Here is a 17434-nt window from a genome sequence, read left to right as displayed (position 1 = left end):
CCGGCTCCTTGCAGTCATTGCGAGGTGAAGCCGAAGCAATGACTGCAAGGAGCCGGGCCCGGGGGATTGACGCTTAGCCGATCAAAGGCCACATCACGGTTGTTCCAGGGAGATCCCCGGCAAGGGGCTGAGAAACCGCTGGCACGCCCTTCAAGGGCCTGCGGCGCGGAAATCCTTCGAACCTGATCCGGTTCACACCGGCGTAGGGATTGGACCGCTTCCGTCGCCCCAGCAGGCAGACGCCCCTCCAGGAAGCATTCGGCCCGTTCCCCCTACGCCCCGTCAGCGGAGCGTCGTCGTGGGACTTCAAAGGCCCGTTTCACCCATCGGACAGCGTCGGGCTCCGGCCCTCGACGCCCCCGGTCAGGCTCTGCCGGAGCGGAGCGACGTCGCCGTCGTCGGTGGCGGCCTCATCGGCCTGTCCTGCGCGTGGCGTCTTGCGTCCCGGGGCCTCACGGTGACGGTGGTTGAACGGGACACGGTGGGCAGCGGCGCGAGCCTCGCCGCCACCGGCATGCTGGCCCCGGCGGCCGAGCACGAGCCGGGGTCGGATCCGCTCCTGCCCCTCGCCCTCGACTCCCTGGCCCGCTGGCCGAGGTTCCGCGATGACCTCGAAGCCGCCTCCGGCCTGTCCATCGACTACCGCCCGGACGGTACTCTCGTGCTTGCCGTCGGCCGGGACGAGGTCGAGCGCCTGCGTTTCCGCTACGACCTGCAGCGCCGCTCCGGCCTGGATGCCGAATGGTTGAACGGGTCGGACGTGCGCCGCCTCGAACCAGGGCTTCGCCCTTCGGTGACGGCGGGGGTGCATTGCCCCCTCGACCATCAGGTCGATCCGCGCCTCGTTATGGCCGCGCTGGTCCGCGCCTGCCGGGAGACCGGCGTGACGATCGTGGAAGGCACGCCCGTCACCGGCCTCGACTGGTCGGGCGGGCGGGTGACGGGGCTGACGACCGATCGCGGCAGCCTCCGGGCCGGGACCGTCATCCTCGCCGCCGGAGCCTGGAGCGGCGAGGGGGGGTTGCTGCCCGACGCCCTCGCGCTTCCGGTGCGCCCGCTGAAGGGACAGGCCCTGGCCGTCCGGACCACGGCACGGACGGGGACATTGTCACGGATGGTCTGGACCGAGCAGGTCCACATGGCCCCGAAGAGCGATGGCCAGCTCATCGTCGGGGCCACGGTGGAGGATTGCGGCTTCACGGCCGGTAACACGGCCGGCGGTCTCTACGCTTTGCTTGAAGGTGCACGGCGGGTGCTGCCCGGCATCGAGGAGATGGAGGTCGAGGCTGTCTGGAGCGGCTACCGGCCGACCTCCGACGATGACGCACCGATCATCGATACCCTGGCTTCGGGGCTGGTCGCGGCCACCGGTCACCACCGCAACGGCTATCTCCTTGCCCCCTCCACCGCCGATGCGGTTGCGGACCTGATCACCACCGGGGACCTCCCGGACGTGGCGCGCACCTTCACCCTGGCCCGCTTTGCGCGGCCGGAGCCGAGGCGGGCTGCCCGATGAAGCTCTTCGTCAACGGCGAGCCCCGGGACAGCGAAGCCAACACCGTGGATGCCCTGTTCCGTATCGAGGCCGAGGAGACCGGCATCGTGGAGACGCAAGGCATCGCCATCGCCCTCAACGGTCAGGTCCTACGGCGCAAGGACTGGGCCGAGACCGTCATCACAGCGGGCGACCGGATCGAGATCGTCCGCGCCATGCAGGGAGGCTAGAGCATGGACAGCACCGTCACTCCCCTTCACCCAGAAGACGACGACGCTTTGGTCATTGCCGGGGTGCGCCTGAGCTCCCGGCTGTTCCTGGGCACCGCCGGCTATCCGACACAGTCGATCATGCGCGACGCCGTCGAGGCGTCGGAGGCCGAGGTCGTCACGGCCTCGATCCGCCGGGTTTCGCTGCGCGGCCATGGCTCGGACACGGTGAGCCTGCTGAAGGGCTGTCGGTTCCTTCCCAACACGGCCGGCTGCGAGACAGCCCGCGATGCGATCATGACCGCCGAACTCGCCCGCGAGGCGCTCGACACGACCTGGATCAAGGTCGAGGTGATCGGTGACCGGGAAACCCTGTATCCCGACGTGGCCGAACTGATCGACGCCTGCCGGCACCTCGTGGATGAAGGTTTCACCGTCCTGCCCTATTGCAACGACGATCCCATCGTCTGCCGGCGGCTGGAAGACATCGGCTGTGCCGCGGTCATGCCGATGGGCTCCCTGATCGGCTCGGGGATGGGCGTCGCCAACCCGGCCAACATCGAGCTGATCTGCCGGCGGGCCGGAGTGCCGGTGATCGTGGATGCCGGGATCGGCACCGCTTCCGATGCGGTGGTCGCCATGGAACTCGGCGCGGCGGCCTGCCTCGTGAACACGGCGGTGGCGAAGGCCGACGATCCGGTGCGGATGGCCCGCGCCATGGCCCGCGCCGTCGAGGCGGGCCGTGATGCCTTCCTCGCCGGGCGCATTCCACGCCGGGGCCGGGCAGAGCCGTCGAGCCCGCAGCTTGGTCTTGTCGGCTCGTGAGCCTGCCGTCGCCGCTGATGGCGGTGACGGACCGCCACGGCCATGCCCGACCCTTGGCGGAGACGGTTCGGGCGGTGCTTGCGGGGGGCGGGCGCTGGATCTGGTTCCGCGACCGGGACCTGCCCGAAGACGAACGCCGCCGCCTTGGCGAGGCTGTGGCAGCTGAGGTGCGGGCGGCTGGCGGGGTCCTGACGGTCGGCGGAGACATCACCCTGGCGGCGGCCCTCGGGGCGAACGGCATTCACCTGCCCGGCGGATCGGACGCCGTCGCGCGGGCCCGGGACCGGCTCGGCGCCGGGCTGATCGGCGTGTCGGCCCACAGCCTGAGGGACGTCGAGGCCGCCGCTGCGGCGGGTGCGGATTACGTGACGCTGAGCCCGATCTTCCCTACGGCCAGCAAGCCCGGCTACGGTCCGGCCCTTGGGCTCGAAGCGATCACTATCGCAGCCCGCGTCGGCCTGCCGGTCGTCGCGCTGGGCGGGATCGGGGAGGGCACGCTCGCCCCGTGCCGAACGGCCGGCGCAGCCGGTTTCGCGGTGATGGGCGGGGTGATGCGGGCAGACGATCCCGCACGGGCGGTGCGGGGGTTGCTCGCGGGATGGGACGCCGCGGCAAGTCCCAAATGACCACACCGTCATTGCGAGCGGAGCGAAGCAATCCAGGGAAACGCCACATTCTGAGGCGGCCCGCTGCCCTGGATTGCTTCACTGCGTTCGCAATGACGGCAACGAGGCTTCCCAGGGGCGGGACACCGTCAGGGCCCCCTCACCCCCGGCTGCGCCTCGTTTCCAGGCCGGCGAGTGGAGCGCACTTTCTAACCTACGCCGCCGGCCCGTAGGGCGGGCGGGGGATCGCACGGTGCGCGGCGCGGAGAGCGGCGGACCAGCGCTCGCGCAGATCGTGGAAGTAGCCTTCGCCGGCCTCGATCCGGTGGTTCACTTCCAGGTGGAGGGCGTTGCGGCGTGCCAGCGCGATGTCGATCGGCAGGCCGACGCCGAGATTCGAACGCATGGTCGAGTCCATCGAGACGAGACCCACCTTCAGCGCGTCATAGAGATCGGTCTCGAACTTCACGGCGCGGTCGAGGATCGGCTTGCCGTACTTGTGCTCGCCGATTTGAAGGAAAGGCGCGTCGGTGCTGCACTCGATGAAGTTGCCGGCCGAGTAGATCAGGAATAGTCGCATCGGCTCGTCGCCGATCTGGCCGCCGAACAGCAGCGAGATCGAGAAGCGGATGCTGGCCGCCTCGAAGCCCTTCTGCTCGATGGTCCGCACCCGCCGGATCGCCCGCCCGATGAGCTGAGCCGCCTGGAACATGGTCGGCGCCTCGATCAGGCGCTGGGCCGGCTCGCCCTCCTCACCCGGTACGCCCTCCTGTAGAAGACTCAGCACCGATTGCGTGATGGAGAGGTTGCCGGCCGAGGCCAGCATCATCACCCGCTCACCGGGCACGTTGAAGTGGTGGAGCTTGCGATAGGTCGAGATGTCGTCGAGCCCCGCATTGGTGCGGGTATCGGCGACCATCACGAGCCCTTCCTCGACAAGGACACCGACGCAATAGGTCATGGTCTGGGCATTCCGGCGCACAGCGTGCTTAGCATTGAACGGCCGCCTTGCCTTGCTCGACACGGAGCTTCACGTCCAGCGTCTCGGTGCCCCCGCCGACGCGGCTGCCGCGGATCGGAGCCGCACCGAGGTAATCGAGACCCATGGCGAGGCGGATGTACTGGTCGGACGGGCTCACCTCGTGGACCGCGTCGAAGGCCACCCAGCCGAGATCGGCCACCAGGGCCTCGGCCCAGCCATGGGGCGCCTCGACCTCGGCCTCGCCGTCGTCCCGGGCCCGATAACCCGCCACGTAGCGGGCGGGGATGCCGAGATGGCGGGCCGCCGCGATGAAGACATGGGCAATGTCCTGGGAATTGCCGCAGCCGGCGGCCAACGCCTTCGCGGCCGGTACGGCTGCCGTCGCGGGCCCGGCCTCGAAACGCACCGACCCATGCACCGCCTCCATCAGGCGATGCAGCACAGTGAGCGTGTCGCCCGCCCCCTTGGACGCATTTACGGCGAGGGCTTGGATCTCAGTGCTCGCGGCGCAGAAATCCGTGTCGCGGAGGTAGAAGAGATCGGGCAGCCGCTCGACGGCGCCCCGCACGACGCCGTGGGTGTCTTCCGTATCAGCTTCGCCGGTCACGCGGATGAGGAGGGCGCTGGCCGGTTCGTCGGGCGTGAACCAGTGGGCGATGTTGCCGAAGCCGTCCTCCCGGGCGGTCAGGCGTCCATCCACCGACGTGTCGATGCGCCAGCGGCGGACATATTGCCCGTCATGATCGCGCGGCGTCAGACGCAGGATCTGGATCAGGCCCCGTGCCGGCTGATCGTAGGTGTAGCTGGTCTCATGGACCACGCGGATGCGCATGCGCCGTTCCCGCCTGTATGTTGGATCGACACCCGGCGCCGCCGGGGTCAGCCGACGAGATACTGCCTGGCGATCGCCTCGCCTACATCGTTGTTCTGCGCGATGAAGGCTTCCACGAATTCGTGGAGCCCCGTCGAGAAGATGCGATCGATGTCTTCGCTCTCGAGCTTCGCCAGGAGGTTGCCGGCAAGCCGCTGGCTCGGTCCCCGCCGCCCGTAGGCGTCGGCGATGAGGTCGAGATATTCGACGATGACACCGTAGCAGTTGGCGAAGGAACGCGGCATCTGCTTGTTGAGGATCAGCAGGTCGGCCACGAGCAGCGGCTTCACGCTCTCCCGGTAGACCCAGTGATAGGCCGTGAGCGCGGAGACTTCGCGCAGGATGGTCGTCCACTGGAAGTAGTCGAGGCTCCCGCCGATCCGCTCATCGTGAGGCAGCAGGATCTGGTATTTCACGTCGAGGATGCGGGCGGTGTTGTCGGCCCGTTCGATGGCCGTGCCGAGCCGCGTGAACCAGAAGGCGTCGTTCCGCAGCATCGTGCGGAAGGCCGAGCCGTCATAGGTCAGCGACACCGTCTTCACCCAGTCGAGGAAGCGGCCGAACTCGTCACGGTTGAGTTCGCGCCCGGCATAGCTGCGCAGTTCGAGCCATGCCCCGTTGATGGCGTCCCACATCTCGGTGGTGAGCGCCGTGCGGACGGAGCGGGCGTTCTCCCGGGCGGCCTCGATGCAGGAGCGGATCGAGGAGGGATTGTGCGGACTGAACGCGAGGAAGTCGCAGACGGTGTCGGCGTTCACGACGCTGTAATGGGGCTTGAACAGGTCCGGATCGCCCGCTGAGCGAAGGGCCGATTCCCACTCGTTGCTCTCACCTCCGCCGTAACTGGACGGCAGGGCGGCGAGGCGGTGCGCGGCATCGAGGATGCGCGCGACGAAGTCGGCGCGTTCGACGTAGCGCGAAAGCCAGTAGAGGTTGTCGGCAGTCCTGGAAAGCATTGTGCGGCTCGATCGTCCCGGCCCAAAGGGGCCTGCGCGGCTTGGCGGAAATCGGCGGTCAGGCGTCGAGCACCCAGGTGTCCTTCGTGCCCCCGCCCTGGCTGGAATTCACCACCAGTGATCCCTCCTTCAGGGCGACCCGCGTCAGGCCGCCGGGGACGATGCGAATCTCGTCCGCCCCGCATAGCACGAAGGGCCGCAGATCGACGTGGCGGGGGGCGACCCCGGAGGCCACAAAGGTGGGGCAGGTCGAGAGTGACAGGGTGGGCTGGGCGATGAACCCGTCCGGCGAATGGCGCAACTTCTTGGAGAAGTCGTCGATCTCTCGCTTGCTCGCATGGGGGCCGACCAGCATGCCGTAGCCCCCGGACCCGTTGACCTCCTTCACCACCAGTTCGGACAGGTTGTCCATCACGTAGGACAAGGAGTCCTTCTCGCGGCAGCGATAGGTCGGGACGTTGTGCAGGATCGGCTCCTCGCCGGTGAAGAACTTCACAATCTCCGGCATGTAGCTATAGACCGCCTTATCGTCGGAGACGCCGGTCCCGACTGCGTTCGCCAGCGTCACCGATCCCCGCTCGTAGGCATTCATGATCCCCGGCACGCCGAGGACCGAATCCGGGCGGAAGACGAGGGGATCGAGGTAATCGTCGTCGAGACGGCGGTAGATCACATCGACCCGCCGCGGCCCCTCGGTGGTGCGCATGTACACCACATCGTCCTTGGTAAAGAGGTCGGACGCCTCCACCAGTTCGACGCCGAGCTTGTCGGCCAGGAACGAGTGTTCGTAGAAGGCCGAGTTGAACCGTCCGGGGGTCAGCAGAACCACAGTCGGGTCGCGGGTCGCCGACGCCGGGGCAAGGCTGCGCAGGGTCGCCAGGAGGGCGTCCGGGTAGTTCTCCACCGGCGCGACCCGGTGTTTCGAGAACAAATCCGGGAACAGCCGGAGCATCACCTCGCGGTTCTCCAGCATGTAGGATACGCCCGAGGGGATGCGCGCGTTGTCCTCGAGAACAAAAAAGTCCTTCTCGCCGGTCCGGACGATGTCGATGCCGGCCACGTGGACATACAGGTCGTGCGGCACCCGGAAGTTGCGCATTTCCATACGGTAATGGGCGTTTCGGTAGACGAGGTCGGCGGGGATGATGCCGGCCTTGATGCATTCCTGGGCGCCGTAGACGTCCTTCAGGAACAGATTCAGGGCCGTGACCCGCTGTTTGAGGCCCCGCTCCAAAAAATTCCATTCCGGCCGGGTGATGACCCGCGGGATGATGTCGAAGGGGATGAGACGCTCGGTCGACTCCGTGTCGCCGTAAACGGCGAAGGTGATGCCGATCCGGCGGAACAGGAGTTCGGCCTGGCTCCGGCGGGTGTTGAAATGCTCCGGCGGCGTCGTCTCCAGCCACGCCTTCAGCCGTCCATAGGCCTCGCGGAGGGTGGCCTGATCCGCAATGCCGCCCAAGCCGGTCATCTCGTCGAAGGCCGCGACAGCCATGTGTTTCGTCTCCCTCACGCTCCCGCTCTCAAGGCAAGAGACGCGCCATCGGCTTAAGCGTAGGGGGCGCCGGCCGTGTTGCCAGGGGGAGTGCCCTTTAGAACAACTTCATCCCTTTCAGGCTGGCATGCCCGTGACGTCCCATGATGACGTGATCGTGCACGACAATCTGCAGTGGCGCCAGGACGGAGACGATCTCCCGGGTCATCGCGATGTCCGCCGCCGAGGGTTTCGGATCCCCCGAAGGGTGGTTATGCGCGAGGATGATCGCGGTCGCCGAGAGTTCGAGGGCCCGGCGGGCGACCTCCCGGGGATAGACAGGCGTGTGATCGACCGTGCCCCGCCCCTGCACCTCGTCGGCAATGAGGTGGTTCCGCTTGTCCAGGAACAGGATGCGGAATTCCTCCCGCGGCGCGAAGGCCATGGTGGCGCGGAGGTAGTCGGACAGGGCGCTCCAGGAAGTAAGGACGTCGCGCTCAAGGATCTCGCCGCGGGCGAGGCGGCGACCGGCGGCCTCGACGAGCTTGAGGTCAGTGACGACGCCCGGCCCAATACCCTCGACTTCCAGCAGGCGGGCTCGCTCTGCCCCGAGTACCTCCGCGAAGCTTCCAAAGCGGCGGATCAGGGCCTTGGCCAGGGGCTTCACGTCCCGGCGGGGGATCGACCGGAAGAGCACCAGTTCGAGCAGTTCGTAATCGGGCAGGGCGTCGCCTCCGGCCTCCGCGAACTTCTCGCGGAGGCGGTCCCGGTGGCCGAGATAATGGGGTTCTTCCGCGGCGGGGGAGGGCGGTGGGACCGCCCCCTCGGCGAAGAAGCCGGGACGGGGCGGAGACGGCGAACGCGCCACCGCTGGACTCAGGGCGCCGGGTTGACCGGCTGGTGAAGGCCCTTGGGTGAGACGGTGAAGATCTCCACGCCGGTCTCGGTCACGGCCACGGTGTGCTCGAACTGTGCCGAGAGGGACCGGTCCCGGGTGACGGCGGTCCACCCATCGCCGAGCACCTTCACCGCGGGACGGCCGAGATTGATCATCGGCTCGATGGTGAAGAACTGTCCGGGCTTGAGCGGCACGTCGTAACTCGCCTCGACGTAGTGCAGGATCGTCGGAGCGTCGTGATAAACTCGCCCGAGGCCGTGGCCGCAGAAGTCTCGGACCACCGAGCAACGTTCCGCTTCAGCAAAGGTCTGGATCGCCCGGCCGATGTCGTTCGTCGAGCCCCCCGGCTTCACCGCCGCGATGCCGCGCATCAGGGCCTCGTAGGTGATCTCGCACAGGCGCTGAGCCTTGCGCGGCACCTCACCGACATAGGCCATGCGGCTTGAATCACCGTGCCATCCATCCAGAATCAGGCAGATGTCGAGGTTGATGATATCCCCCTCGCGCAACGGCTTGTCGTTGGGAATGCCGTGGCACACCACGTGGTTGATCGATGTGCAGATCGACTTTGGATAGCCCCGGTAGAACAGCGACGCCGGATAGGCGCCGTGGTCCATGGCGAACTCGAAGGCGAGTTTGTCGAGGGCGTCGGTCGTGACGCCGGGCTGGGTCGCCTCCATGAGGAGGTCGAGGGCCTCGGCCGTCAGGCGGCCGGCCCGGCGCATGCCTGCGAAATCCTCGGGGCCGTGGATCGGCGGCTCCGGCGCGCGGCGCGCCTGGGCGCTCGCCTGTTCCTGCTGCATCATCGGGGGTATCTGGACGGCATCGTCTTGGGGTGGCTCGCGTCTATGTACGGTGCCCCGGCCTGCAGGCCAAGCGCCGCGGTGTACGGTGGAAGCCGCCGCGGCATGTCCTGCCTGCGGTACCGGGAACCGAAGCTCCTCGCCCGCCTCCCTTGCGCGGCCGGGGGCGGGGGCGGCATAAGCGCGGTCGGACATGCCCCGGGGTCGGGGCGGGCGAGGGCCGGATGGCAGGCAAGGCGGTACCGCATTTCCACAACGAGCCCGGAGTGCCGGCCATCGCGGTCGGGGCGAAGGAGTTCATGTGCATCGGCGCGTTGCCGCCGTTCGATCACCCGCACGTGTTCCTGGACATGGGCGCGGACAACGAAATCATCTGCCAGTACTGCTCGACACTTTACCGCTACCGGCCGGAACTCGGCGCCGGCATGGCTGAGCCGGCCGAATGCGTCTGGCACGACGATTCGGCGGCGGCGGCTTAAGGCGGCGCGCGACCACCGTGTCGCCCGGATCGTCCCCCCAGCGACCGCCCCTCGAGATTGGAATCGTCGGTGCCGGGATCGGCGGCCTCACGGCGGCCCTGGCACTGTCGGACGCCGGCCATTCCGTCACGTTGGTGGAGCGCCGCACCGGCTTCAGTGAAGTCGGCGCAGGTATCCAGATCTCTCCCAATGCGAGCCGGGTGCTCGCCGGCCTGGGGCTGGCGCCGGCCCTGCGCCGGGCGGCTAGCGAGCCTCCGGGCGTCGAAGTGCGCGCCCTGGAAAGTGGCCGCCGGATCGGTGGGGTCGCCCTCGGCGCGGCGGCGCGGGAGGCCTTCGGCGCGCCCTATTACGTGATCCACCGGGCGGATCTGCAGACATTGCTCCTCGATGCCGTACGGGCCCGGCCGCGGATCCGCCTTCTCATGGGCCGGTCCGTCACGGGCGTGGCGGAGGGAACCGGGAGGGTGGGCCTGACCGCGGATGCCGGCACCGGACTCCAAACCCTCGACTTCGACCTCGTCGTGGCTGCGGACGGCCTGCGTTCGGCCCTGCGGGGGCAGTTCGACGAGGCTCCACTGCGACCAGGCAAGGCGGCGGCTTGGCGGGCCCTGGTGCCGCGGGAATCGGTGCCCGACGCCCTGTCCGGCGACGCGACGGGCCTGTGGCTCGGGCGCGGCCGGCACGTCGTGCACTACCCGGTCCGAGGCGGCAGCCTCCTCAACGTCGTCGCGATCGTGCCCGAGGCGGTGGGCGAAAAGGGCTGGGGACGGCTCGGCGAACCGGCCGTCCTGCGGGCCCATTTCCGGCGCTGCGCGCCGCCGCTGCGCGAATTGCTCGGCCTCCCCGATTCGTGGCTGGTCTGGTCCCTCGCGGACCGGACCGCACCCAGGCCTTTCGCCCGGGGCCGAATCGCCCTCCTCGGCGATGCTGCGCACCCGGTGCTTCCCTATCTCGCCCAGGGTGCCGCCCTGGCGATCGAGGATGCGGCGGTGATGGCAAACTGCCTCGGCGAAACAGCGGATGTATCCGCGGCCCTCGAGGCCTATTCCCAGGCCCGGGAGATCCGGGTCCGCCAGGTCCAGCGTGCGGCCCGGGCCAACGGCCGGACCTACCATGCGGGCGGGGTCGTGAGCCTCGTCAGGGACGCGGTGATGCGGCGTCTCGGTCCCGCGGGCATGCGGGACCGCTACGCCTGGGTCTACGGATGGACGCCACCCGCTTGATCCCGGCGAGCGTGGCGGTTACCGCTGCATGCGAGGCGGACGTGGCGGAACCGGTAGACGCACGAGACTTAAAATCTTGCGGCCGAAAGGCCGTGCGGGTTCGAGTCCCGCCGTCCGCACCAAACACCGCATCGGCCCTCAAGCGGCCCTGACGGTCGCCACGAAGCGGGCCATCTCCGCCTGAAGCCGCTCGGAATGCAGCGACAGCTCGGATGCCGCGGCCAGGACCTGCGAGGCCGATGCGCCCGTCTCCTCGGCCGCACCCGCAACATGGGCGATGGTGTTCGTCACGTCCCCGGTCCCCGTCGCCGCCTCGGCGACGTTGCGGACGATCTCCTGGGTCGCCGCGCCCTGCTCTTCCACGGCGGCGGCGATGGCCGTCGCCACGCCGCTGATTTCCCGAATGCGTCCGCCGATCGAATCGATCGCCCGCACCGCAAGCCCGGTCGAGCCCTGGATACGGCCGATCTGATGCGAGATGTCCTGCGTGGCCCGGGCCGTCTGCGCGGCGAGGTCCTTCACCTCCGCCGCGACCACGGCAAAGCCGCGCCCGGCCGTGCCGGCCCGCGCCGCCTCGATCGTCGCGTTCAGCGCCAGAAGATTTGTCTGGCCGGCGATGGAGGCGATCAGGGTTGCCACGTCGCCGATGAGAGAAGTGGCCTCGTTCAACTCCTGCACGAGTGCTGCGGTCTGGCTGGCCTCCTCCACCGCCTTCCTCGCAAGATCCGCCGACCCCGCGACCTGCCGGCCGATCTCCTCGATCGACGAGCCGAGTTCCTCCGCCGATGCGGCCACCATCGTGACGTTCACCGCAGCCGCCTCGGCGGACAGCGCGACGGTCGTGGATTGCCGCGCCGTGTCTGCGGCTGTGCCGGCCATGCTCTGCGCCGTCGCCTGCAATTCCGTGGCGGAGGAGGACACGAGGGAGGCGATGCCCGAGACGGCGGCCTCGAACCCGTCGGCCATCTGCAGCATCCCCATCTTGCGCTGCTCTTCGGCCGACAGGCGGGCGGCGCTCGTCTCCTGTTCCAGCTGCCGGGTGTGGACAAGGTTGTCCCGGAAGACTCCCACGGCTTCGGCCATGGCACCAATCTCGTCTTGGCGGCCGGCGCCGGGGATGACCACCGCGGTATCGCCGCCTGCCAGGACCTTCATGGCCGCCGTCATCCGCTGGATGGGCCGCGTGATCCGCAGGAAGCCGAAAAAGCCGGCGACGATCGACAGCAGCAGGGTGAATGCGGTGGCGAGGGCCGCCGTACGGATGGCCGCATCCGCCTCGGACAGGCTCTCCTCGACGGCCTGATCCGCCATCGCCTTGTTCACCGCGACGGTCTTCTTGAGAGTGTCGGAGGCGCTGGTGGCCAGTTGCAGCAGTTCGGGACCCAGCAACTGCGCAACCGCCTCGTCCTTCCGGCCCGCCGCGAGGGTGTCGATCACCCGCTGCTGCTGCGTGAGGTAGGTGGTCCAGAGGGTGGTGAACCGATCGTTCAGGGCCCGCTCGTCACCCGACTTCCCCATGGCGTCGTAGTCGTGCCGCAGGTTGACGATGGTCGCCGCCGCACCGTCGAGGGCCTTCCGGTTCTCCGCAACTTCCTCGGCCGTATTCGAGGACAGGACCAGCCGGTACAATTTCACCCGATGATCGCGGATCGCCGTGTTGATCTGGTTGACCACATTGACCGCGGGGAGCCGAACGGAGCCGATCTCGCTAATGTCCTGCCGCATGTCGGAAATCTTGCGAACGCTGATCAGTCCTTGTGCGGCCGACGCCACCGCAGCCAAGCCGAAGAGCCCCGTCAGTGCCCACTTCACCGAGATATGCATGAGACGACACGCCGAAGACAATATGGATCGCCAGTCATGCACTAAATTGCAAAAAAGAATTTTTTCTAAACAGATCGTGAGTTTGCACTCGACTAGTAAGAATACAATTTTCACCGCTTGTTATTGATCATTCCCCGCATCGGGACGCCGCCCGTGGGTCACGGGCGGCGGCATGGGGGTCACCAGCCGCCGTAGCCGTAGGCGCGGTCGCAGTGGTGCCGTCCGCCGTAGCCGGCCGGCCGGTAGCCATCATAGGACTCGACGTCGTAGCTGCGCACGACCCGCTCCGTCCGGTAGACCGGTCCCGCATCGTACTCGTAGCTGCGGATGCGCCGGGGTGGCGGGTTGTCGTAGCCATAGGCCGGGCCGTAACTGTACCCGTAGGCGGGGGCGGCGTGGGCATCGGAGATGGCCGCGCCGAGGAGGGCGCCGGCGGCGAGCCCGCCGATCACGCCGGCGGCGATGGCACCGCCGCCACGGGCCTGCGCCTGCGGGGCCCCGAGGGTTCCGGCCATGACGAGCGCCGTGGCCGCCAGAGTTGCGATCTTCTTCATGACCCATCCCTCTCGCTTCGCGGAGGCCGGCTCGTGGAGTACCCGGTCCCGAAAGTTCGGCCGGACCTCATCCGGCTCTATGAGGGAGATTGTCACGGATCGCCTGCATCGGCCCTGAAGCCCACTGGCAGCATCCGTTCAGCTTGGCGCTGTCGCAGGGGGCGTCAGCCTGCGCTCAGGCGGCGGGCCATGCTGATCCCGGGGATGGCAAGCGCCGCGAGCAGGCCCCCCGCGACCACGAGCAGAGCGGTGCCGACCATCTTGAACAGCAGCACGCCCAAGATGCCGCCCACCAGGAAGGCGCCGACGGTGACGAGGTGCAGGCGCAGCTTGTCCCTGTCCACGGCGGGATGGCCTTCCAGGAGGTTGGCGAGGCCGATCCCGATATCAGTCACCATGCCCGTCACATGGGTGGTCCGCACCCGGGCATTGGTGATCTGGGTGATGGTGGCATTTTGCAGCCCGAGCAGAAAGCTCAAGCCCAGGGCCAGCACCGGCCCGCGCGATTCGGCAGGCAGGAAGGGCGCACTACAGCCCAGCACCAAGAGCAACGCCGCCTCGCCCAGGACCCCGTAGGCATAGACCCCCGGCACGTGGCGCATCCGCCCCGCATCGATGAGCAAGGTCGCCACGACGGCGCCGCCGACGAAGGCCACCACGAGGAGGAGGCCGAACAGGGCCAACCGCGCCTCGCCAAGCCCGAGATGATCGGCGAGGGCGGAGACATTCCCGGTCATGTTCGAGGAGAAAGTCCCGAAGGCGTAGAACCCGGCGACGTTGAGGGCTCCGGCGATGGCCGCGAAAGTCCCGGCGAGACGCTCGTCGATACGGGATGTCCTGGCAGGGTCTTCGTGGATCAGCATGGCGGGATGGTCTTGGTCCGGGCAAGCGTCAGCTTGGCCGCCGCTTGTATACGCTCCATCGTCATTCGGAAGGCTTAACCGCCAGACCCTGTTAAGGACGAAAGATGGCCTAGAGCCCCAAGGCCCCACCATCGGAGCGCGGATCGTGCGTCGCCGCGATGCGGCCATCGCGGGAATGCCGAACCAGCATGCCCGCATGGCCGAGGGTGTCGCTGTAGGGAACGCCCACGGGCTCGATCTCGTGGCCCATCCGCTCGAGGGCGGAGAGGCAGGCGGGATCGAAACGGTCTTCCACCTTCACGCTCAGGGACGGCGCGCCCCAGGTCCGGCCATAGAGGAGACGCGGCGCATCGACCGCCTCGGCCACCGACATTCCGTAGTCGGCGTAACGGCAGAAGATCTGCGCCTGGAACTGGGGCTGGCCGTCGCCGCCCATCGAGCCGTAGGCCATGACCCGCCCGTCATCGAAGCAGGCGAGGGCGGGAATCAGGGTGTGGAAGGGGCGCCGCCCCGGCTCCAGCGGGTTCACCGACGCGGGATCGAGGGAGAAGGACACGCCGCGGTTGAGCCACGCGAGCCCCGTCCGGGGCAGCACGGTGCCCGATCCATATTCCCAATAGACCGACTGGATGTAGGACACCGCCAAGCCGTCCTTGTCGATCGCACCCATCCAGACCGTATCGCCGCTGTGGGACACGACGGGGATCGACGCCGCCCGCCCCCTATCGATCCGCGCCGCCTCGGCGGCGAGGCGTGCGGGATCGAGGAAGGTCGCGGGATCGTGGAGCAGACGGGAGAAGTCCGTCACGACGCGGTCGCGGATGGCGAAGGCGCGCTTCGTCGCCTCGATCAGCCCGTGATAATGCGCCGCCGTCTCGGGCTCGGCGACGTTCAGCCGGTCGAACAGACCAAGGATGATCAGGGCGGCCAGACCCTGGGTCGGCGGCGGGAAGTTGTAGAGCGTCGCGTCCCGGCGGCGGAGGGTGAGGGGAGCCCGTTCGGCGGGCCGGTAGGATTCGAGGTCTACGCGTGACACGGGCGCGCCGAGGCGTTCGAGGTCGGCACCGATCTCCCGGCCGATATCCCCCCGGTAGAAGTCGTCGAGACCCGCATGGCTCAGCTGTGCCAGGGTCGCGGCCAGGGCAGGCAGGCGGCGCACCTCGCCGGCCGCATAGGGCTTGCCGTCCGATAGAAAGGTCGCCGCGAAGTTCGGGGCTTCGTGCAGAGCGTCGCCGGGCTGTGGCTGATAGCGTGCCTCGCTCGCGGAGACCGGCACGCCGTCCCGGGCCTGGGTGGTGGCGTCGGCAAGAAGCGTCGCCAGGGGCAGGCGGCCGCCCAGGGCTTTCGACAGATCCAGCGCGAGATCCCAGCCCCCCACGGCGCCGGCCACCGTGACCATCGCCTCCGGCCCCCGGGGTGGAATCGCGTCGTAGCCCTTCTCACGGTAGCGGGCGATGGTCGCCCCCCGCCCGGCAGGGCCGCAGGCCTCGATGCCGCGAACCCGTCCGCCGCGCTCGCGCACCAGCCAGAAGCCATCGCCCCCCAGACCGTTCATGTGCGGGTAGACCACGGCGATGGAGGCGGCCATCGCCACCATCGCCTCGATGGCGTTCCCGCCCTGCGCGAGGACATTGAGCCCGGCTTGCGCCGCAAGGCTATGGGGCGCTGCGACGGCGGCGGACGAGTAGATCGGTGTCTCGGGCATGGCGTGTCCGGCGAGGTGTCAAAGCCGAATAGGCGAGGGCGAGGAACAAGGCAAAGCTCGTACCCGCCGTCGTCGGAGCGCCGGACGCCCTATCTGTGGGACAATGGTAATTTTCGAATGGACCGTGATGGTGCTACTCGGCGCCGTCATCCTGACCGCGCTCGCAGGGCGTTTAGGCGCTCCCTACCCGGCCTTCCTGGCCGTCGGCGGTGCTGCCCTCGCCTTCGTTCCTGGGGTGCCGAACCTGCGCCTCGACCCGGAACTGGCCCTCGCCCTGTTCCTCGCACCGATCCTTTTGGATGCCGGGTTCGATGCGTCCCTGCGCGACCTCCGCCACAGCTGGCAGCCGGTGCTGGGCCTCGCCGTGGGGGCCGTGGTAGTCACCACCCTTGCGGTGGCGGTCGTGGCGAGGATCGTCGTGCCGGACATGCCGCTGGCCGCCGCGATCGCCCTCGGTGCCATCGTGGCACCCCCGGATGCGGTGGCGGCCCTGGCAGTGCTCAAGCACGCACCGATGCCTCACCGGCTCGCCACCATCCTCCGGGGTGAGAGCCTCCTGAACGACGCCGCCTCCCTGCTCCTGTATCGCCTCGCCGTGGGTGCGGCGGTGGCCGGCGGGTTCCATGCCGAGCAGGTGGCGCCGAGTTTCCTCCTAGGGGTGGCGGGCAGTCTGGTCGCCGGCCCGCTGCTCGCCATTGCCTTTGTCGCGATCACACGCCGCGTCACCGACCCGCCGACCGCCATCGTGCTGCAATTTGTGGCCGCCTTCGGCCTGTGGCTCGCTGCCGAGCGGCTGCAGATGTCGGGTGTCCTAGTCGTCGTCACCTTCGCGATGATGGTCGCCCGGAAAGCCCCTGGCGTCACGGCGCCCCGGGCGCGGATCGTCTCCTACGCCGTGTGGGATACGGCGGTCTTCGTCATCAACGTCCTGGCCTTCGTGCTCATCGGCATCCAGATCGATCCGATCCTGGCCCGGCTCAACGGGACGGACCAATGGCAGGCGATCATCCTCGCTGCGGCGGTGTTCGTCACGGTGACGGTCGTGCGCATCGCCTGGGTCCTGCCAACGAGCGGCCTGCGGGGTTTCGGCCTGGGCAAGACCGGCGACCGGTCCCGCCTCGGAGCCGGGATGGCCGTGAGCTGGGCGGGGATGCGGGGCATCGTCACCGTGGCGGCGGCCCTCGCGCTGCCGCAGGCCTTTCCCTACCGGGATCTCGCTGTGTTCACGGCCTTCGTCACGGTGCTCGGATCGCTGATCCTCCAGGGCCTGACCCTCAGCCCGCTGCTCCGGTATCTGCGCCTGCCCGACGACGATCCGGTCGGGCGCGAGGCAGGTCGCGCCCGGGCGGCGGCCTACGGCGCGGCGTTGGAAAGCCTGGAATCCGGGGAGGATTGCGCCTCTACCGATGCGCTCCGGGCCGAGTTCCGGACGGCCCTCTCGGAGGCCGAAGCACACGAGGAGGGCCGTGCACCGGAAAGCCTCCCCGCCGACGCGGCCCGCCGCGATGCCATCATCGCGGCCCGGACGAAGGTTCTTGAAATGCGCCGGCAGGGCGAGATCGGCGACGACGCGTATTTTCTGCTGGAAGAAGAGTTCGACTGGGCCGAACTCAATGCCACGCCGAGGAAGGATTCCTGACACACCCGCCGTCTCGGCGTCCGAAGCGA

Annotated in this window: 17 protein-coding genes, 1 tRNA gene and 1 riboswitch; of the genes, 8 read left to right on the top strand and 10 right to left on the bottom strand. The window is 68.5% G+C overall.

Annotated elements, in window-relative coordinates:
• The first annotated feature begins 97 nt into the window (after nt 1-97).
• Nucleotides 98-227, top strand: a riboswitch (TPP riboswitch).
• A gap of 71 nt (nt 228-298) precedes the next feature.
• The 4 genes from thiO to MFF22_RS18085 are packed head-to-tail and all read left to right on the top strand — an operon-like array spanning nt 299 to nt 3155.
• A complete protein-coding gene (thiO, locus tag MFF22_RS18100; RefSeq protein ID WP_238250495.1) occupies nt 299-1516 on the top strand; it encodes a glycine oxidase ThiO in 1218 nt (405 codons plus the stop codon).
• Complete coding sequence (gene thiS / locus MFF22_RS18095; RefSeq protein ID WP_238250494.1) at nt 1513-1725, top strand: sulfur carrier protein ThiS; 213 nt, start codon at nt 1513-1515, stop codon at nt 1723-1725. Before thiO ends, thiS begins: the two co-directional genes overlap by 4 nt.
• Before the next feature lie 3 nt (nt 1726-1728).
• Nucleotides 1729-2529, top strand: a complete 801-nt coding sequence (locus MFF22_RS18090; RefSeq protein ID WP_238250493.1) for a thiazole synthase — start codon at nt 1729-1731, stop codon at nt 2527-2529.
• Nucleotides 2526-3155 (top strand): thiamine phosphate synthase, encoded by a 630-nt coding sequence (locus MFF22_RS18085; protein WP_238250491.1) that lies wholly within the window; start codon nt 2526-2528, stop codon nt 3153-3155. The genes MFF22_RS18090 and MFF22_RS18085 overlap by 4 nt, the downstream gene beginning before the upstream one ends.
• A 193-nt stretch (nt 3156-3348) precedes the next feature.
• Here the strand turns inward: MFF22_RS18085 and MFF22_RS18080 are convergent, their stop codons facing one another.
• The 6 genes from MFF22_RS18080 to map all read right to left on the bottom strand — a co-directional run bounded on the left by MFF22_RS18080 (nt 3349) and on the right by map (nt 9121).
• Nucleotides 3349-4095: a proteasome-type protease gene (locus MFF22_RS18080; RefSeq protein ID WP_238250489.1), complete on the bottom strand. Its 747-nt coding sequence runs from the start codon at nt 4093-4095 to the stop codon at nt 3349-3351.
• Between the two features lie 28 nt (nt 4096-4123).
• Nucleotides 4124-4948: a transglutaminase family protein gene (locus MFF22_RS18075; protein ID WP_238250486.1), complete on the bottom strand. Its 825-nt coding sequence runs from the start codon at nt 4946-4948 to the stop codon at nt 4124-4126.
• A 47-nt stretch (nt 4949-4995) separates the two neighbouring features.
• Nucleotides 4996-5943, bottom strand: a complete 948-nt coding sequence (locus MFF22_RS18070; protein ID WP_238250483.1) for an alpha-E domain-containing protein — start codon at nt 5941-5943, stop codon at nt 4996-4998.
• Nucleotides 5944-6001: 58 nt separating this feature from the next.
• Nucleotides 6002-7438, bottom strand: coding sequence for a circularly permuted type 2 ATP-grasp protein (locus MFF22_RS18065; protein ID WP_238250481.1), 1437 nt, complete (start codon nt 7436-7438; stop codon nt 6002-6004).
• Between the two features lie 97 nt (nt 7439-7535).
• The gene (gene radC / locus MFF22_RS18060; protein WP_238250479.1) at nt 7536-8285 is read right to left on the bottom strand and encodes a RadC family protein; all 750 of its coding nucleotides are present in this window, start codon (nt 8283-8285) and stop codon (nt 7536-7538) included.
• Between the two features lie 8 nt (nt 8286-8293).
• On the bottom strand, nt 8294-9121 hold the full coding sequence (gene map / locus MFF22_RS18055) for a type I methionyl aminopeptidase (RefSeq protein ID WP_238250477.1): 828 nt from the start codon (nt 9119-9121) through the stop codon (nt 8294-8296).
• Nucleotides 9122-9342: 221 nt separating this feature from the next.
• Here map and MFF22_RS18050 point away from each other — a divergent pair, with 221 nt between their 5' ends.
• The 3 genes from MFF22_RS18050 (at nt 9343) to MFF22_RS18040 (ending at nt 10942) form a co-directional block, all read left to right on the top strand.
• Nucleotides 9343-9597 (top strand): zinc-finger domain-containing protein, encoded by a 255-nt coding sequence (locus MFF22_RS18050; RefSeq protein WP_238250476.1) that lies wholly within the window; start codon nt 9343-9345, stop codon nt 9595-9597.
• Nucleotides 9598-9614: 17 nt separating this feature from the next.
• The gene (locus tag MFF22_RS18045; RefSeq protein ID WP_238250475.1) at nt 9615-10820 is read left to right on the top strand and encodes an FAD-dependent monooxygenase; all 1206 of its coding nucleotides are present in this window, start codon (nt 9615-9617) and stop codon (nt 10818-10820) included.
• Between the two features lie 35 nt (nt 10821-10855).
• Nucleotides 10856-10942: transfer RNA gene (locus MFF22_RS18040), tRNA-Leu, on the top strand.
• A 16-nt stretch (nt 10943-10958) separates the two neighbouring features.
• Here the strand turns inward: MFF22_RS18040 and MFF22_RS18035 are convergent.
• The 4 genes from MFF22_RS18035 to MFF22_RS18020 all read right to left on the bottom strand — a co-directional run bounded on the left by MFF22_RS18035 (nt 10959) and on the right by MFF22_RS18020 (nt 15766).
• On the bottom strand, nt 10959-12644 hold the full coding sequence (locus tag MFF22_RS18035) for a methyl-accepting chemotaxis protein (RefSeq protein WP_238250473.1): 1686 nt from the start codon (nt 12642-12644) through the stop codon (nt 10959-10961).
• 179 nt (nt 12645-12823) lie between these two features.
• Nucleotides 12824-13198: a hypothetical protein gene (locus MFF22_RS18030; RefSeq protein WP_238250471.1), complete on the bottom strand. Its 375-nt coding sequence runs from the start codon at nt 13196-13198 to the stop codon at nt 12824-12826.
• A gap of 164 nt (nt 13199-13362) precedes the next feature.
• Entirely contained in the window at nt 13363-14061 is a 699-nt protein-coding gene (locus MFF22_RS18025; protein ID WP_238250469.1) for a YoaK family protein, read from the bottom strand.
• Nucleotides 14062-14170: 109 nt separating this feature from the next.
• On the bottom strand, nt 14171-15766 hold the full coding sequence (locus MFF22_RS18020; protein ID WP_238250468.1) for a gamma-glutamyltransferase family protein: 1596 nt from the start codon (nt 15764-15766) through the stop codon (nt 14171-14173).
• Between the two features lie 103 nt (nt 15767-15869).
• On the opposite strand from MFF22_RS18020, the gene MFF22_RS18015 reads away from it, so the two are divergent.
• The gene (locus tag MFF22_RS18015) at nt 15870-17405 is read left to right on the top strand and encodes a cation:proton antiporter (RefSeq protein WP_238250467.1); all 1536 of its coding nucleotides are present in this window, start codon (nt 15870-15872) and stop codon (nt 17403-17405) included.
• The last annotated feature ends 29 nt before the right edge of the window (nt 17406-17434 follow it).

Source organism: Methylobacterium persicinum (genome assembly GCF_022179525.1).
GTDB lineage: Bacteria > Pseudomonadota > Alphaproteobacteria > Rhizobiales > Beijerinckiaceae > Methylobacterium > Methylobacterium persicinum.
The sequence above is the reverse complement of the archived record's forward strand: the minus strand, read 5'-3'. Positions and strand labels throughout refer to the sequence as shown.

Excerpts from the sequence above, each read along its gene's own strand:
- MFF22_RS18050 (WP_238250476.1), top strand. The coding sequence starts at position 9,343 with ATGGCAGGCAAGGCGGTACCGCATTTCCACAACGAGCCCGGAGTGCCG.
- thiS (WP_238250494.1), top strand. The coding sequence starts at position 1,513 with ATGAAGCTCTTCGTCAACGGCGAGCCCCGGGACAGCGAAGCCAACACC.
- MFF22_RS18030 (WP_238250471.1), bottom strand. The coding sequence starts at position 13,198 with ATGAAGAAGATCGCAACTCTGGCGGCCACGGCGCTCGTCATGGCCGGA.
- MFF22_RS18035 (WP_238250473.1), bottom strand. The coding sequence starts at position 12,644 with ATGCATATCTCGGTGAAGTGGGCACTGACGGGGCTCTTCGGCTTGGCT.
- MFF22_RS18020 (WP_238250468.1), bottom strand. The coding sequence starts at position 15,766 with ATGCCCGAGACACCGATCTACTCGTCCGCCGCCGTCGCAGCGCCCCAT.
- MFF22_RS18080 (WP_238250489.1), bottom strand. The coding sequence starts at position 4,095 with ATGACCTATTGCGTCGGTGTCCTTGTCGAGGAAGGGCTCGTGATGGTC.
- MFF22_RS18065 (WP_238250481.1), bottom strand. The coding sequence starts at position 7,438 with ATGGCTGTCGCGGCCTTCGACGAGATGACCGGCTTGGGCGGCATTGCG.
- MFF22_RS18075 (WP_238250486.1), bottom strand. The coding sequence starts at position 4,948 with ATGCGCATCCGCGTGGTCCATGAGACCAGCTACACCTACGATCAGCCG.
- MFF22_RS18070 (WP_238250483.1), bottom strand. The coding sequence starts at position 5,943 with ATGCTTTCCAGGACTGCCGACAACCTCTACTGGCTTTCGCGCTACGTC.
- MFF22_RS18015 (WP_238250467.1), top strand. The coding sequence starts at position 15,870 with ATGGTAATTTTCGAATGGACCGTGATGGTGCTACTCGGCGCCGTCATC.
- map (WP_238250477.1), bottom strand. The coding sequence starts at position 9,121 with ATGATGCAGCAGGAACAGGCGAGCGCCCAGGCGCGCCGCGCGCCGGAG.
- MFF22_RS18025 (WP_238250469.1), bottom strand. The coding sequence starts at position 14,061 with ATGCTGATCCACGAAGACCCTGCCAGGACATCCCGTATCGACGAGCGT.
- MFF22_RS18090 (WP_238250493.1), top strand. The coding sequence starts at position 1,729 with ATGGACAGCACCGTCACTCCCCTTCACCCAGAAGACGACGACGCTTTG.